Origin of the sequence: Thalassospira sp. MCCC 1A02491, from assembly GCF_001613785.1 — a bacterium.
Taxonomy (GTDB): Bacteria; Pseudomonadota; Alphaproteobacteria; order Rhodospirillales; family Thalassospiraceae; genus Thalassospira; species Thalassospira povalilytica.
Map to the genome: position 1 here is coordinate 1 of NZ_LPVX01000018.1, position 15,884 is coordinate 15,884.

The 15,884-nt window shown below is 55.2% G+C and carries 13 protein-coding genes and 1 tRNA gene; all 14 read left to right on the plus strand.

Annotated elements, in window-relative coordinates; genetic code table 11:
• Positions 1-116 (plus strand): elongation factor Tu (locus AUQ42_RS15630; RefSeq protein WP_082817764.1); only part of this gene is annotated, 116 nt, incomplete at its 5' end.
• Positions 117-248: 132 nt separating this feature from the next.
• A tRNA-Trp gene (locus AUQ42_RS07270) sits at positions 249-324 on the plus strand.
• Between the two features lie 51 nt (positions 325-375).
• Positions 376-573 (plus strand): preprotein translocase subunit SecE, encoded by a 198-nt coding sequence (secE, locus tag AUQ42_RS07275; RefSeq protein WP_040824880.1) that lies wholly within the window; start codon positions 376-378, stop codon positions 571-573.
• Between the two features lie 4 nt (positions 574-577).
• Entirely contained in the window at positions 578-1,108 is a 531-nt protein-coding gene (gene nusG, locus AUQ42_RS07280) for a transcription termination/antitermination protein NusG (protein ID WP_068518433.1), read from the plus strand.
• Positions 1,109-1,213: 105 nt separating this feature from the next.
• Entirely contained in the window at positions 1,214-1,642 is a 429-nt protein-coding gene (rplK, locus tag AUQ42_RS07285) for a 50S ribosomal protein L11 (RefSeq protein ID WP_068518434.1), read from the plus strand.
• Between the two features lie 4 nt (positions 1,643-1,646).
• A complete protein-coding gene (rplA, locus tag AUQ42_RS07290; protein WP_068518435.1) occupies positions 1,647-2,345 on the plus strand; it encodes a 50S ribosomal protein L1 in 699 nt (232 codons plus the stop codon).
• Positions 2,346-2,627: 282 nt separating this feature from the next.
• Positions 2,628-3,146 (plus strand): 50S ribosomal protein L10, encoded by a 519-nt coding sequence (gene rplJ / locus AUQ42_RS07295; RefSeq protein WP_068518436.1) that lies wholly within the window; start codon positions 2,628-2,630, stop codon positions 3,144-3,146.
• A gap of 55 nt (positions 3,147-3,201) precedes the next feature.
• Positions 3,202-3,579 (plus strand): 50S ribosomal protein L7/L12, encoded by a 378-nt coding sequence (gene rplL / locus AUQ42_RS07300; RefSeq protein WP_068518437.1) that lies wholly within the window; start codon positions 3,202-3,204, stop codon positions 3,577-3,579.
• A 379-nt stretch (positions 3,580-3,958) separates the two neighbouring features.
• A complete protein-coding gene (gene rpoB / locus AUQ42_RS07305; RefSeq protein ID WP_068518438.1) occupies positions 3,959-8,125 on the plus strand; it encodes a DNA-directed RNA polymerase subunit beta in 4,167 nt (1,388 codons plus the stop codon).
• Positions 8,126-8,233: 108 nt separating this feature from the next.
• Positions 8,234-12,427: a DNA-directed RNA polymerase subunit beta' gene (gene rpoC, locus AUQ42_RS07310; protein WP_068518439.1), complete on the plus strand. Its 4,194-nt coding sequence runs from the start codon at positions 8,234-8,236 to the stop codon at positions 12,425-12,427.
• Between the two features lie 371 nt (positions 12,428-12,798).
• Positions 12,799-13,170: a 30S ribosomal protein S12 gene (rpsL, locus tag AUQ42_RS07315; RefSeq protein ID WP_007092427.1), complete on the plus strand. Its 372-nt coding sequence runs from the start codon at positions 12,799-12,801 to the stop codon at positions 13,168-13,170.
• A gap of 12 nt (positions 13,171-13,182) precedes the next feature.
• Positions 13,183-13,650 carry a 30S ribosomal protein S7 gene (gene rpsG, locus AUQ42_RS07320; protein ID WP_068518440.1) on the plus strand — a complete coding sequence of 156 codons (468 nt, stop codon included), beginning with the start codon at positions 13,183-13,185 and terminating at the stop codon, positions 13,648-13,650.
• A gap of 27 nt (positions 13,651-13,677) precedes the next feature.
• Complete coding sequence (gene fusA, locus AUQ42_RS07325; RefSeq protein ID WP_068518441.1) at positions 13,678-15,759, plus strand: elongation factor G; 2,082 nt, start codon at positions 13,678-13,680, stop codon at positions 15,757-15,759.
• A 28-nt stretch (positions 15,760-15,787) separates the two neighbouring features.
• A partial coding sequence (locus AUQ42_RS15635; protein ID WP_197460755.1) for a GTP-binding protein occupies positions 15,788-15,884 on the plus strand: 97 nt, incomplete at its 3' end.

Genomic DNA, 15,884 nt, shown 5'->3' on the forward strand with positions numbered 1-15,884 from the left:
TCCAGATGACCGCGACCCTCATTGCACCGATCGCAATGGACGAAGGTCTGCGTTTCGCAATCCGTGAAGGCGGTCGTACCGTCGGCGCAGGCGTTGTTGCGAAAATCATCGAATAATTTTTAAGATTTTGCACGATTGAGTGCTTGATCTTGGATGTGCGGGCGGCTATAAACCGCCCGCACACCCCGCCACCCGGGCGGGGATGAGCCAGAAAGAAGATAAGCTTTTCAACTTTCTGACGATCTTGTAGGAGTGTAGCTCAGTTGGTAGAGCATCGGTCTCCAAAACCGAGTGTCGGGGGTTCGAGTCCCTCCTCTCCTGCCAATTTTTTCCGGGTCGTGAAACAAAGCATTAGAAAGCGGTGTAACCCCGACAATGGCTAAAACGTCGCCAGCACAATTCGTACAGCAGGTTCGCTCCGAGGCAAAGAAAGTCTCGTGGCCGTCCCGTAAGGAAACGACTGTTTCGACCATCATGGTTTTCGTGATGGTTGCTTTGGCGTCCGTTTTCTTCTTTGTTGTCGATCAGCTCCTCGCATGGGGTGTCAAACTGGTCTTTGGTGTTGGGGGCTAAGTCAATGGCGCATCGCTGGTACGTATTGCACGTTCACTCTGGATTCGAGAAAAAGGTCGCCCAGTCGATCCGCGAACAAGCCATCAAGAAAGGTCTTGAAGGCGAGATCGAAGAGGTCCTGGTTCCGACTGAGGAAACTGTCGAGATGCGTCGCGGCACCAAGGTCAATGCCGAGCGGAAGTTTTTCCCGGGCTATGTCCTGCTGAAGATGGATCTCACTGACGAAAGCTGGCATCTGGTCAAAAACACCGCCAAGGTCACCGATTTCCTCGGTAGCCGTGGCAAGCCGATGCCGATTTCCGAAAAGGAAGCTCAACACATTCTGCATCAGGTGCAGGAAGGTGTTGATCGTCCGAAGCCGACCATCGCATTCGAGGTTGGCGAGGAAGTGCGTGTTTCCGATGGCCCGTTTGCATCGTTTAACGGTGTCGTCGAAGGAGTTGATGAAGAACGTGCACGCCTGAAGGTGTCTGTTTCGATCTTCGGTCGTTCAACTCCGGTCGAGCTGGAATATACCCAGGTCGAGAAGCTTTAAAAAACGATCTTGAAAATTTAAGTCGCTGCCTGTATACGCAGGCAGCAATCAAGGCGCGGGAGGTCAGCCATGGCCGGACCGCGCGCTTCTTTAAGAGGTACTCTAATGGCGAAGAAAATCGACGGCTATCTTAAGCTGCAGATTCCCGCCGGCAAAGCCAACCCGTCGCCGCCCGTCGGCCCGGCTCTTGGTCAGCGCGGCGTGAACATCATGGAATTCTGCAAGGCGTTCAACGCAGCGACCCAGCAGATGGAACCTGGTATGCCGATTCCGGTCGTCATCACCGTTTATTCCGACCGTTCCTTCTCGTTCGTAACCAAAACCCCGCCGGCATCCTACTTCCTGAAAAAGGCAGCAGGCATTGCCAAAGGTTCCGGTACCACCGGTAAAGGCTATGTTGGCAAGGTGACCAAAGCACAGGTCAAAGAAATCGCAGAAGCCAAAATGGCTGACCTCAATGCATTCGACATTGATGGCGCGATGGCAATGATCGAGGGCTCTGCCCGTGCGATGGGTCTCGAGGTTGTGGAGTAAGACGATGGCCAAGACTGGTAAACGCCTTGCCCAGGCCTATGAGGGCATCGACCGTAACACCCAGTACGAACTGGCAGCTGCTGTCAAACTCGTCAAAGAAGGTGCAAAAGCAAAATTCGATGAAACCATCGAAATTGCCATGAACCTTGGTGTTGATCCGCGTCACGCTGACCAGATGGTCCGTGGTGTTGTTTCCCTTCCGCATGGTACCGGTAAAACCATGCGCGTTGCTGTCTTCGCAAAAGACGCCAAAGCAGAAGAAGCCCAGAAAGCTGGTGCCGACGCTGTTGGTGCAGAAGACCTGATGGAAGCAATGCAGAAAGGCGATCTGAACTACGATCGCGTTATTGCAACCCCGGACATGATGGCTGTTGTCGGCCGTCTCGGTAAGGTTCTCGGCCCGCGCGGCCTGATGCCGAACCCGAAACTCGGCACCGTTACCATGGATGTTGCAACCGCAGTTTCCGACGCAAAAGCTGGCCAGGTCCAGTTCCGCGCCGAGAAAAACGGTATCGTCCATGCCGGTATCGGCAAGGCTTCGTTCAGCGAAGAGCAGATCCTCGAGAACGCAAAAGCATTCGTCGAAGCAATCGTTAAAGCAAAACCGACAGGCGCAAAAGGTCAGTATCTTCAGCGCGCTGCGATCAGCTCCACCATGGGTGCTGGCGTGAAACTGTCGATTGCTGACATCGCTTCGAAGTAAGAAGTTTTTCGAATTCTGACCGGTTTTCGGACCGGTCAGGACCGGAGAGGGCCCAGGCCCTCTCTACCTGTCTGTCCCAGACTGCAGGTGGGCGAAATCATTCGCTCTTAATCTCCTGCATAGGCAGAGGTTCCGGTACTTAGTTTTTCCCCGAACGGGGCATCACACAAGGCTTGGACATCTGGCAAACGGACGGGCGTCACAGACCGGTTCGAAAGGACTGGTCGCGTCTGTGAACCTCCTTGTGGGGTTCAGGGCAATAAGCAATGTCGGAGACTAAAAGTGAACCGCGATGATAAACAACAGTTCGTAGCAGAGATGCGCGAAGTGTTCGAAGCTGCGGAAGGCGTCGTCATCACCCAGTATAAGGGTCTGACGGTTGCTGAAATTACCGCTCTTCGTGCGCAGATGCGTGAAGCTGGTGCGGGCTTCAAGGTCACCAAAAACCGGCTTACGCGACTTGCTCTGGAAGGCACCAAATTTGCTGGTCTTGCAGACTACTTCACCGGCCCGACCGCGATTGGCTATTCAGCTGATCCGGCTTCGGTCGCAAAGGTAGCCTCCGAGTTCGCGAAATCCAACGACAAGCTGGTTCTTGTTGCTGGTGCCATCGGCGAACAGGTTCTTGATGAACAGGGCGTTAAAGCTCTGGCAGAACTGCCGTCGCTGGACGAACTTCGTGCGAAACTGGTTGGTATGATCCAGACCCCGGCACAGCGTATCGCTACGCTGACCTCCAAGCCGGCGGCTCAGATCGCCCAGGTGCTGAAGGCATATGCCGACAAAGGCGAAGCCGCGTAAACCAAATTATCCAGATATCTCAGATATCTAAGTTCAAGCCTAGGAGTTATACAAAATGGCCGATCTTAAGGCACTCGTTGAAGAGCTTTCCAAGCTCACCGTTCTTGAAGCTGCAGAACTTTCCAAAATGCTCGAAGAAGAGTGGGGCGTTTCCGCCGCTGCTCCGGTAGCTGTTGCTGCTGCTGGTGGCGCTGCTGCCGGCGGTGCTGCTGCTGAAGAGAAAACCGAATTCGACGTTATCCTCGCTTCTGCTGGCGACAAGAAAATCAACGTCATTAAAGAAGTACGCGGCATCACCGGTCTTGGCCTCAAAGAAGCCAAAGAACTGGTTGAAGGCGCTCCGAAAGCCGTCAAAGAAGGCGTTGCTAAGGACGAAGCCGAAGAAATCAAGAAGAAGCTGGAAGAAGCCGGCGCAACCGTCGAACTCAAGTAATCGACGGCTTCTTGCCAAGGTCTGGGTCGGCGTCCTCTGGGCGCCGGCCCTTCCGTCTCTGTGCTCCCTGGCAATCGGGCCGGGATATGTGCAGGGGCGCGAACAGGAATTTAACGGTTGACGCTGCCAAAGGTAATCGTACATAACGTAAGGCCGTTTAGGTCAGAGGTTATCTTTGACGGCGTCGACAGCCGAGGGATCAGTGATCTCAATCAAGTTGGATGTCAAAACACATCCACGGTCATAATCAAGTGAACGCCCGCCCCGTACGGGGCTCGGGCGTCGTTGTGCTGTATGCGTTTTGCGCAAGTCGGAAACGTATCAGGGCAGGGACGAACGAGTTCGGACGGTGTGGGGAGGCGCGATTAAAGGAACGATGATGGATAAGTCCTTTACTGGTCGAAAGCGCATCCGCAAAAGCTTTGGACGGATCAGCGAAGTCGCTCCGCTCCCGAATCTCATTGAGGTTCAAAAGAATTCCTACGACAAGTTTTTGCAGACCGGAACCCCGCAGGAGCAGCGGGACGATGCAGGTCTCCAGGAAGTGTTCAAGAGCGTCTTTCCGATTAAAGATTTTTCGGAACGCGCAACTCTTGAATTCGTTTCGTATGAGCTTGAGCAGCCGAAATACGATACCGAAGAGTGTCGCCAGCGTGGCATGACTTTTGCCGCACCGCTGCGCGTAACACTCCGCCTGGTTGTTTGGGATATCGACGAGGACACGGGTGCCCGTTCGATCCGCGATATCAAGGAACAAGACGTGTATATGGGCGACATGCCGCTCATGACCGAACACGGTACCTTTATCGTGAACGGCACCGAGCGTGTGATCGTTTCTCAGATGCACCGTTCGCCGGGCGTCTTCTTTGACCATGACAAAGGTAAGAGCCACAGCTCGGGCAAATATCTGTTTGCCGCGCGTGTGATTCCTTATCGTGGTTCGTGGCTCGATTTCGAATTCGACGCAAAAGACATTCTTTATGTCCGTATCGACCGTCGCCGCAAACTGCCGGCGACCACGCTGCTTATGGCTCTTGAAAACGAAGAGTCCGAACAGCTGCGTGCCCAGCGTGCCGAAGAAGGGCGCTCTGTCGATCCGTCGGAAATCGAAGGCCTGACCCCGGAAGAGATCCTCAACTATTACTATGAGTCGGCTGAATACCGCCGTACCGCAGATGGTTGGGTTACCGATTTCAGTGCAGACCGTTATATCGGCCAGAAGCTGGTTCACGATCTTGTTGATGCCAACAGCGGTGAAGTTGTTGCAGCAGCCGGTTCGAAAATCACCAAGCGTTCTGCTGCCAAAATCACCGAACAGGGCGTCAAGGAAATCCTGGTTCCGGAAGATCAGCTTAATGGCTGGTTCATGGCCGATGACCTGATTGACGGCGAAACCGGTGAGATCCTGGCAGAAGCCGGTCACGAACTGACCGAGGAAGTGTTCGAGCAGCTTAAGGAATGGGGCGTTGATTCCATCCGTCTGCTGATGATCGACCACAACCAGGTTGGTCCGTATCTGCGCAACACCATGGCACTGGACAAGAACAGCAACCGCGAAGAAGCCCTTGTGGATATCTATCGCGTGATGCGCCCGGGCGAACCGCCGACCCTCGAGGGTGCGGAAGCCATGTTCAAAGGCCTGTTCTTCGATGCAGAGCGTTATGATCTTTCGGCTGTTGGCCGTGTGAAGATGAATGCGCGTCTGAATCTGGAATGCCCGGATACTGTTCGTATCCTGCGCCGTGAAGACATTCTGGAAGTCGTCCGTGTTCTGATCGACCTGAAAGACGGTCGTGGCGAGATTGACGATATTGACCATCTTGGCAACCGTCGTCTGCGTTCGGTCGGCGAGCTGATGGAAAACCAGTTCCGTGTTGGTCTGTTGCGTATGGAACGTGCGATCCGCGAGCGTATGAGCTCGGTCGAGATCGACAACGTGATGCCGCATGACCTGATCAATGCCAAGCCGGTTGCGGCTGCTGTGCGTGAATTCTTCGGCTCTTCGCAGCTGTCGCAGTTCATGGACCAGACCAACCCGCTTTCGGAAATTACCCACAAACGTCGTCTTTCGGCGCTTGGCCCGGGTGGTTTGACCCGTGAGCGTGCCGGCTTTGAAGTTCGTGACGTTCATCCGACCCACTATGGTCGTATCTGCCCGGTTGAAACGCCGGAAGGTCCGAACATTGGTCTGATCAACTCGCTAGCGACCTTTGCACGTGTCAACCAGTACGGCTTCATCGAAAGCCCGTACCGCAAGGTTGTCGACGGCAAGGTGACCGCCGAGGTGATCTATCTGTCGGCGATCGAGGAAGGCCGTTATGTCATCGCACAGGCGAACGAACCGCTTAACGGTGATTTCAGCTTTACCAACGAACTGATCAACACCCGTAAAGCCGGTGACCACTATATGGCCCGCTCCGAAGAGATCGACCTTATGGACGTCTCGCCGAAGCAGCTGGTATCGGTCGCATCCGCGCTCATTCCGTTCCTTGAGAACGATGACGCGAACCGCGCACTGATGGGCTCGAACATGCAGCGTCAGGCGGTTCCGCTGATCCGCTCTGAAGCGCCGTATGTCGGTACCGGTATGGAAGTTCCGGTGGCACGTGATTCGGGTGCAACCCTGATCGCACGCCGTGACGGTGTTGTTGAATCCGTTGACGCGACCCGTATGGTTATTCGCGCAACCGGTGACATTGCCGCGTCGGAATCGGGTGTCGATATTTACACCCTGCTGAAATATCAGCGTTCCAACCAGGGCAGCTGCATCAACCAGCGTCCGCTGGTGAAAGTTGGCGATGTTGTCAAAAAAGGCGACATCATCTCGGATGGTCCGTGTACCGATATGGGTGAACTTGCCCTTGGCCGTAACGTGCTGGTCGCGTTCATGCCTTGGAACGGTTACAACTTCGAGGATTCCATCCTTCTGTCCGAGCGTATCGCCCGTGATGACGTTTATACCTCGATCCATATCGAGGAATTCGAAGTCATGGCCCGCGATACCAAGCTGGGTCAGGAAGAAATCACCCGTGATATTCCGAACGTCGGTGAAGAAGCGCTCAAAAACCTCGACGAGGCGGGCATTGTCTACATCGGTGCGGAAATCAAACCGGGCGATATCCTTGTCGGTAAGGTAACGCCGAAGGGCGAAAGCCCGATGACGCCGGAAGAAAAACTTCTGCGTGCCATCTTCGGTGAAAAAGCATCCGACGTCCGTGATACGTCGCTGCGTGTCCCGCCGGGACAGTTCGGTACCATTGTTGAAGTCCGCGTATTCTCGCGTCGTGGCGTTGACAAGGACGAACGTGCCCTGGCCATCGAGCGCGCCGAGATCGAGCGTCTCGCACAGGACCGTGACGACGAACGCGCCATTCTTGAGCGCAACTTCTATGGTCGTCTGAAAAACCTTCTGCTGGGTCAGCAGCTCGTTGATGGTCCGAAGGGCCTGTCGGGCGAGATCACCGAAGACAGCCTGTCGGGTGTTGCACGTGGTCTGTGGCGCCAAATTGCAGTTGCTGATGACAATGTCATGTCTGACATCGAAGCTCTGAAAAAGCAGTTCGAGGAATCGATTGCTGTTCTTCAGGCTCGTTTCGACGACAAGGTCGACAAGCTGCAGGCTGGTGACGAACTGCCGCCGGGCGTGATGAAGATGGTCAAAGTCTTTGTCGCGGTTAAACGTAAAATGCAGCCGGGTGACAAGATGGCCGGCCGTCACGGGAACAAGGGTGTCGTATCGCGCATTATGCCGGTTGAAGACATGCCGCACCTCGAAGACGGTACGCCGGTCGATATCGTTCTGAACCCGCTGGGTGTTCCGTCGCGTATGAACGTCGGCCAGATCCTTGAAACCCACCTTGGTTGGGCTTCACGTGGTCTTGGCGAACAGATCGGCGAACTTGTCGATGCTGTTGCCGACGGTCGTGGCGAAATGGAAGACCTGCGTAACAAGCTTAATGATGTCTATGAAGGCGAAGAATACATCGCCGGCATCAAAGAGCTGTCCGATGGTGAAGTCATCGAGCTTGGCAACAACCTGCGTCGCGGCGTTCCGATGGCCACCCCGGTCTTCGACGGCGCTCGTGAGCCGGATGTTGTTCGTATGCTTGAAAAAGCAGGCCTTGATGGTTCTGGCCAGGTTGACCTCTATGACGGTCGTACCGGTGAGAAATTCCATCGCAAGGTGACAGTGGGCTATATCTACATGCTCAAACTGCACCACCTGGTCGATGACAAGATCCACGCACGTTCGATTGGTCCGTACTCTCTTGTTACCCAGCAGCCGCTGGGTGGTAAGGCGCAGTTCGGTGGCCAGCGTTTCGGGGAGATGGAAGTGTGGGCACTCGAAGCTTACGGTGCTGCATACACCCTCCAGGAAATGCTTACGGTCAAGTCGGACGACGTTTCGGGCCGTACCAAGGTTTACGAAGCCATTGTTCGTGGTGAAGACACCTTCGAGGCAGGCATTCCGGAGTCGTTTAACGTTCTTGTTAAAGAACTCCGTTCGCTTGGTCTCAATGTCGAACTTGAGCAGAACGAATACTAAGTGTGTGGCTGACAGGGGTGCCCATCCGGGCATCCCGGTCGCCATTTCGCATCTTTCGGCCTGAAATTGGCGAAACCCGGCGAGACCGGGCATAGCGGGAGAGCCTTTATGAACGAGTTGATGAAGATCTTCGGGCAGCCGCAGGGCACCCAGAGCTTCGATCAGATCCGGATTCAGATTGCCAGCCCGGAGCGTATCCGCTCCTGGTCGTTCGGCGAGATCAAGAAACCGGAAACCATCAACTACCGGACCTTCAAACCGGAGCGCGACGGCCTGTTCTGTGCGCGCATTTTTGGTCCGGTGAAGGATTACGAATGCTTGTGCGGCAAGTACAAGCGTATGAAGTATCGCGGCATTATCTGTGAAAAATGCGGCGTCGAAGTGACTCTGGCCAAAGTACGTCGTGAACGTATGGGCCATATCGAGCTGGCGGCACCTGTTGCCCATATCTGGTTCATGAAGTCGCTGCCGAGCCGTCTGGGTCTGCTGCTGGACATGACGCTCAAGGATCTTGAGCGCATTCTGTACTTCGAAAACTATGTGGTTATCGAACCGGGCCTTACCCCGCTTAAAATGGGTGAGCTCCTGTCCGAAGACCAGTATATGACTGCCCAGGAAGAATATGGCGAAGACAGCTTCCGTGCCGGTATCGGTGCCGAAGCCATCCGCGATATGCTTGCGGCAATCGACCTTGATGAAGAACGCGAAACCGCGAAAATCGACCTCAAGGAAACCAATTCCGAAGCCAAGCGCAAGAAGCTGGTCAAGCGTCTCAAGCTGATTGAGGCCTTCCAGGAATCCGGCGCACGCCCGGAATGGATGATCCTTGAAGTGATCCCGGTCATTCCGCCGGAACTGCGTCCGCTGGTTCCGCTCGATGGCGGCCGTTTCGCAACCTCGGATCTGAACGACCTTTACCGTCGTGTCATCAACCGTAACAACCGTCTGAAGCGCCTGATCGAGCTTCGTGCGCCTGATATCATCGTGCGTAACGAAAAACGTATGCTTCAGGAATCGGTTGATGCGCTGTTTGACAACGGTCGTCGCGGTCGTCCGATCACTGGTGCCAACAAGCGTCCGCTCAAATCGATGTCGGACATGCTCAAAGGCAAGCAGGGTCGTTTCCGTCAGAACCTTCTGGGTAAACGCGTCGACTATTCCGGTCGTTCCGTTATTACCGTGGGTCCGAACCTGAAACTGCATCAGTGCGGTCTGCCGAAGAAAATGGCGCTCGAACTGTTCAAGCCGTTCGTTTACGCGAAGCTGGAACTGTACGGGATGGCCACCACCATCAAGGCTGCAAAGCGCATGGTGGAAAAAGAGCGCGCCGAAGTTTGGGATATCCTTGAACAGGTTATCCGTGAACATCCGGTCATGCTCAACCGTGCACCGACCCTGCACCGTCTTGGTATCCAGGCGTTCGAGCCTACCCTGATCGAAGGTAAGGCCATCCAGCTGCATCCGCTCGTTTGTACTGCGTTCAACGCGGACTTCGACGGTGACCAGATGGCTGTCCACGTACCGCTGTCGCTTGAAGCCCAGCTTGAAGCACGTACCCTGATGATGTCGACCAACAACATCCTTTCGCCGGCATCAGGTAAACCGATCATCGTGCCGTCGCAGGATATTGTCCTTGGTCTGTATTACATCTCCATGGAGCGTGACGGTCAGCCGGGCGAGGGCATGTCGTTTGTCAACATCGCCGAGATCGAACAGGCACTGGACGAGGGTGTTGTCACCCTGCATTCCAAGATCAATGCCCGTTACCACACGGTTGATGAAAACAACGAACGCATCACCGTTCGTGTTGCAACCACCCCGGGCCGCATGTTGCTGTCGGAACTTCTGCCGCGTCATCCGCGCATTCCGTTCTCGACCATCAACAAGCTGCTGACCAAAAAAGACGTCTCGAACGTTATCGATGTCGTTTACCGTCACTGTGGCCAGAAAGAGACCGTTATCTTTGCTGACCGCATGATGGGCCTTGGTTTCAACTGGGCATGTAAAGCCGGCATTTCGTTTGGCAAGGATGACATGATCATTCCGGACGCCAAGGAACCGCTGGTCGGTGGTACCCACGACAAGGTCAAGGAATACGAGCAGCAGTACCAGGACGGTCTCATCACCCGTGGTGAGAAATACAACAAGGTTGTTGACGCCTGGGCGCAGTGCACCGACGACGTTTCCGAAGCGATGATGAAAGTCATCTCGGCGACGGCAGAAGGTGACAATGTGAACTCGGTTTACATGATGGCGCACTCCGGTGCTCGTGGTTCTGCCGCCCAGATGCGTCAGCTGGCTGCTATGCGTGGCCTGATGGCGAAACCGGACGGCTCGATCATCGAGACCCCGATTATTTCGAACTTTAAAGAAGGCCTGACCGTGCAGGAGTACTTCAACTCCACCCACGGTGCTCGTAAAGGTCTGGCTGATACCGCACTGAAAACGGCGAACTCGGGTTACCTTACCCGTCGTCTGGTTGACGTGGCCCAGGACTGCATCATCACCCAGCATGATTGCGGTACGGACCGTGGCCTCGACATCGCAGCCGTCGTCGATTCCGGTGAGGTTATCGAAACCCTGTCTGATCGTATCCTCGGTCGTTTCACCGCCGACGAGATCGTTGATCCGTCGACCGGCGAAGTTATCGTGCCGAAGAACGAGATGGTTGAAGAAGATCACCTCGATCTCATCGAGAAAGCCGGTGTTGAAACCGCACGTATCCGTTCGGTTCTGACCTGTGACGCCGAAACCGGTGTTTGCGGCCATTGCTATGGTCGTGACCTGGCACGCGGTACCACGGTCAACATCGGTGAAGCTGTCGGTGTTATCGCCGCACAGTCGATCGGTGAGCCGGGCACCCAGCTGACCATGCGTACGTTCCACATTGGTGGTGCGGCACAGCGTGGTGCAGAGGTTTCCGGTGTCGAAGCGAACTTCGATGCAACCGTGAAACTGAAAAACCGTGCAGTCGTTGAGAACTCGGCCGGCGTCAACATCGTTATGGCGCGTAACCTCGAGATTCTCCTGATCGACAAAACCGGTCGCGAGCGTGCGAAATATCGCGTTCCGTACGGTGCAAAACTTCTCACCGATGAAGGTGCACAGGTCACGCGTGGTCAGAAACTGGCCGAGTGGGATCCGTACACCCTGCCGATCATCACCGAGAAAGAAGGTTATGTGAACTATGTCGACCTTCTCGAGAACGTAACCATTCGCGAAGTCTATGACGAAGCGACCGGTATTGCCTCGAAAACGGTTATCGACTGGAAGAGCATGCCCAAGGCGTCCGACCTTAAGCCGCGCGTTACCCTGCGTAACGAAGCCGGCGAGGTCATCAACCTGGATAACGGTCTTGAAGCCCGTTACTTCCTGTCGGTTGACGCTATTCTCTCGGTCGAGAACGGTCAGAAAGTTCATGCTGGTGACGTGCTTGCACGTATCCCGCGCGAAGGTTCGAAGACCCGTGACATCACCGGTGGTCTGCCGCGTGTTGCCGAGCTGTTCGAAGCCCGTAAACCGAAAGAACACGCAATCATCTCGGATATTCCGGGTCGCGTCGAATTCGGCAAGGACTACAAGAACAAGCGCCGTGTCATCGTTCACCCGCTCGAGGATTCGGGCCTGACCGAACCGGTCGAATACCTGATCCCGAAAGGCAAGCATCTTGCCGTTCAGGAAGGGGACTTCGTCGAGAAGGGCGATCAGCTCCTTGATGGTTCGCCGGTTCCGCACGATATCCTGCGCGTCATGGGCGTCCCGGCACTGGCAGATTACCTGGTCAACGAGATCCAGGAAGTCTACCGTCTGCAGGGCGTGAAGATTAACGACAAGCATATCGAAGTCATCGTTCGCCAGATGCTTCAGAAAGTCGAAATCACCAAACCGGGTGACACGACTCTTCTGGTTGGTGAAATCATTGACCGCGTTGACTTCGATGCCGAAAACGAGCGTGCGCTTAAAGAAGGCGGCGAACTCGCAGAAGGTGCACCGGTCCTCCAGGGGATCACCAAGGCATCCCTGCAGACGCATTCCTTCATCTCGGCCGCGTCGTTCCAGGAAACCACGCGCGTTCTTACCGAAGCAGCCGTTTCGGGCAAGACCGATACCCTTATCGGTCTGAAAGAGAACGTCATCGTGGGTCGTTTGATCCCGGCTGGTACCGGTGCGGTGATGAACCGCTTCCGTGCACTGGCTGCCGAACGCGACAAATCGGTACAGATCGAGGCAGAAGAAGAAATCGGCGACAATTTCGGTCCGCAGGCCGATGCCGACACCGCTTCACTGCCGGCAGGCGAATAACTTCGTCGCGCCAGACAGTTAAAGAATCAGAGGCGAACCGGAACTCTTATCGACGCACCGGTTCGTCTCGGCGTTTGAAGCGCCAACTCGAAGGTCCATATGGTTTTGCTTGACGCAAAAGGGGGCCGTCACTAGTATGCGCCCACCGAATCTAGGGGGGTGTAGCTGTGCCGGTACCGTTTTGTGCGGTAGCGGGCGGTTTTCGCCCCCCATCGCTTGAGTGCGACTCTGACGGCCGTCGAGGCAGGAACTCCTGCATTTATGGGCGTCCGCGCGTGTTTCCGTACTGTGTATGGGGACGCGTGGTCGCTCGTCGTGCGTCGATAAGAGCAGCGCCCTAGTGGCGTCCGTTGAAGTAAAAGGGAAAGTTAATGCCCACTATTAACCAGTTGATCCGCAAATCGCGGACTCCGCGCACCCAGCGCGATATGGTTCCGGCACTGGAAGCATGCCCGCAGAAACGCGGCGTTTGCACCCGTGTCTACACCACGACCCCGAAGAAGCCGAACTCGGCACTTCGTAAGGTTGCCCGTGTCCGTTTGACCAACGGCTACGAAGTAACCTCCTACATTCCGGGTGAAGGCCACAACCTGCAGGAACACTCTGTCGTGATGATCCGCGGCGGCCGTGTAAAAGATTTGCCGGGTGTTCGTTACCACATCATTCGCGGTACCCTCGATACACAGGGTGTCAAAGACCGTAAGCAGCGTCGTTCGAAATACGGCGCGAAGCGTCCGAAATAAGGAGCAGCTCAGATGTCACGTCGTCACGCTGCTGAAAAGCGCGAAGTACTCCCTGACGCCAAATATGGCGACAAGGTTCTTACCAAGTTCATGAACGGTCTTATGCTCGACGGCAAAAAATCTGCCGCCGAAAAAATCGTTTATGGTGCCCTGGAAGTAATGGAAAGCAAGGGTGCAGACCCGGTTGCCCAGTTCCACGAAGCCATGGATAACGTGAAGCCGAACGTCGAAGTTCGTTCGCGCCGTGTTGGTGGTGCTACTTACCAGGTTCCGGTTGAAGTTCGTTCCGAGCGTCGTCAGGCTCTGGCCATTCGTTGGCTGGTTGACGCTGCCCGCAAGCGTTCCGAAACGACCATGATCGGTCGTCTCGCCGGTGAATTGATGGATGCTGCCAACAACCGCGGCAGTGCTGTCAAGAAGCGCGAAGACACCCACCGTATGGCCGAAGCCAACAAGGCTTTCGCTCATTATCGCTGGTAATTCAGACCTCAAGATCAAGAGTCGATTATGGTACAACGTACTCCGATCTCTCGGTATCGCAACATCGGCATCATGGCGCACATTGATGCCGGTAAAACGACGACCACCGAGCGAATTCTTTTCTACACCGGCAAGTCCTACAAAATCGGCGAAGTCCATGACGGCGCCGCGACCATGGACTGGATGGAACAGGAACAGGAACGTGGCATTACGATTACGTCTGCTGCGACGACCTGCTTCTGGAACGACCACCGTATTAACATCATCGATACCCCGGGCCACGTTGACTTCACCATTGAAGTTGAACGTTCGCTCCGTGTTCTCGATGGTGCCTGCGCTGTTTTCGACGCCGTTTCCGGCGTTGAGCCGCAGACCGAAACCGTGTGGCGTCAGGCTGACAAGTACCACGTTCCGCGTATGTGCTTTGTCAACAAGATGGACCGTACCGGTGCAGACTTCTTCCGCTGCGTCGAAATGATCAAGGAACGCCTCGGTGCCAACGCCGCTGTCATGCAGCTGCCGATCGGCTCCGAAGGCGAGTTCGAAGGTGTTGTTGACCTCGTTCGCAACAAGGAAATCGTCTGGAAAGACGAATCCCTTGGTGCAGAGTTCGAGTATCGCGACATCCGCGATTCCCTGAAAGACCAGGCTGAAGAATACCGTGAAGCTCTGATCGAACAGGCTGTTGAGTGCGACGAAGCAGCAATGGAAGCTTACCTCGAAGGCGAAATGCCGACCGAGGAAGTTCTCAAGAAGTGCATCCGTAAAGGCACCATCGCCGGCGATCTGGTTCCGGTCCTTCTGGGTACCGCGTTCAAGAACAAAGGCGTTCAGCCGCTTCTTGATGCCGTTATCGACTTCATGCCGGCACCGGACGACATCGACGATGTTCGTGGCGTCAAGCCGAACACCGAAGACGAGCCGGATTCCCGTCCGCTGACCGATGAAGCGCCGTTCTCGGCTCTTGCATTCAAGATCATGTCGGATCCGTTCGTTGGTTCGCTGACCTTCATTCGTATCTATTCCGGTATCCTCGATGCCGGCTCGTATGTTCTGAACTCTGTCAAAGAGAAAAAAGAACGTATCGGCCGTATGCTTCTCATGCATTCGAACAACCGTGAAGAAATCAAATACGCTTGCTCGGGCGACATCGTTGCTCTGGTTGGCATGAAGGACACCACCACTGGTGATACCCTTTGTGACCCGGCCAAGCCGATCATCCTTGAGCGTATGGAATTCCCGGATCCGGTTATCGAAATCGCTGTTGAGCCGAAATCGAAAGCCGACCAGGAAAAAATGGGTCTCGCCCTTGCACGTCTTGCACAGGAAGATCCGTCGTTCCGCGTTAAATCCGACCACGAATCCGGCCAGACCATCATTTCGGGTATGGGCGAACTTCACCTCGACATCATCGTCGATCGTATGAAGCGTGAATTCAAAGTCGAAGCTAACATCGGCGCGCCGCAGGTTGCTTATCGCGAAACCATCTCGAAAGAAGTCGATATCGACTACACCCACAAAAAACAGTCGGGTGGTTCGGGTCAGTTCGCGCGTATCAAGCTCACCTTCACCCCGGGTGAACCGGGTTCGGGCTTCTCCTTCACCGATACCGTTGTTGGCGGTAACGTTCCGAAGGAATACATCCCGGGTGTTGCCAAAGGTCTCGAAAGCTCGCTGCAGAGCGGCGTTATCGCAGGCTTCCCGGTAACCGACTTGTCGATCAAGCTGACCGACGGTGCCTACCACGACGTTGACTCGAGCGTCATGGCCTTCGAAATCGCTGCCCGTGCAGCGTTCAAAGAAGGTCTGTCGAAAGCTTCTCCGAAGCTGCTCGAGCCGATCATGAAAGTCGAAGTAGTGACCCCGGAAGAGTATATGGGCGACATCATTGGCGACCTGAACAGCCGTCGTGGCCAGGTTCGTGACATGGACTCCCGTGGCATCGCACGCGTTGTTAACGCGTTCGTACCGCTGGCGAACATGTTCGGTTACGTCAACACGCTGCGCTCCATGTCCCAGGGTCGTGCCCAGTTCGTGATGCAGTTTGATCACTATGCAGACGTTCCGCAGGCAGTTGCGGACGAAGTCAAAGCCAAATCGGCCGGCTAAGGCCAAGCCAGAATAAACGGAGTTAGAAATGGCTAAAGAAAAGTTTGAGCGTACAAAACCGCACGTTAACGTTGGCACCGTCGGCCACGTTGACCACGGTAAAACCACGCTGACCGCAGCGATCA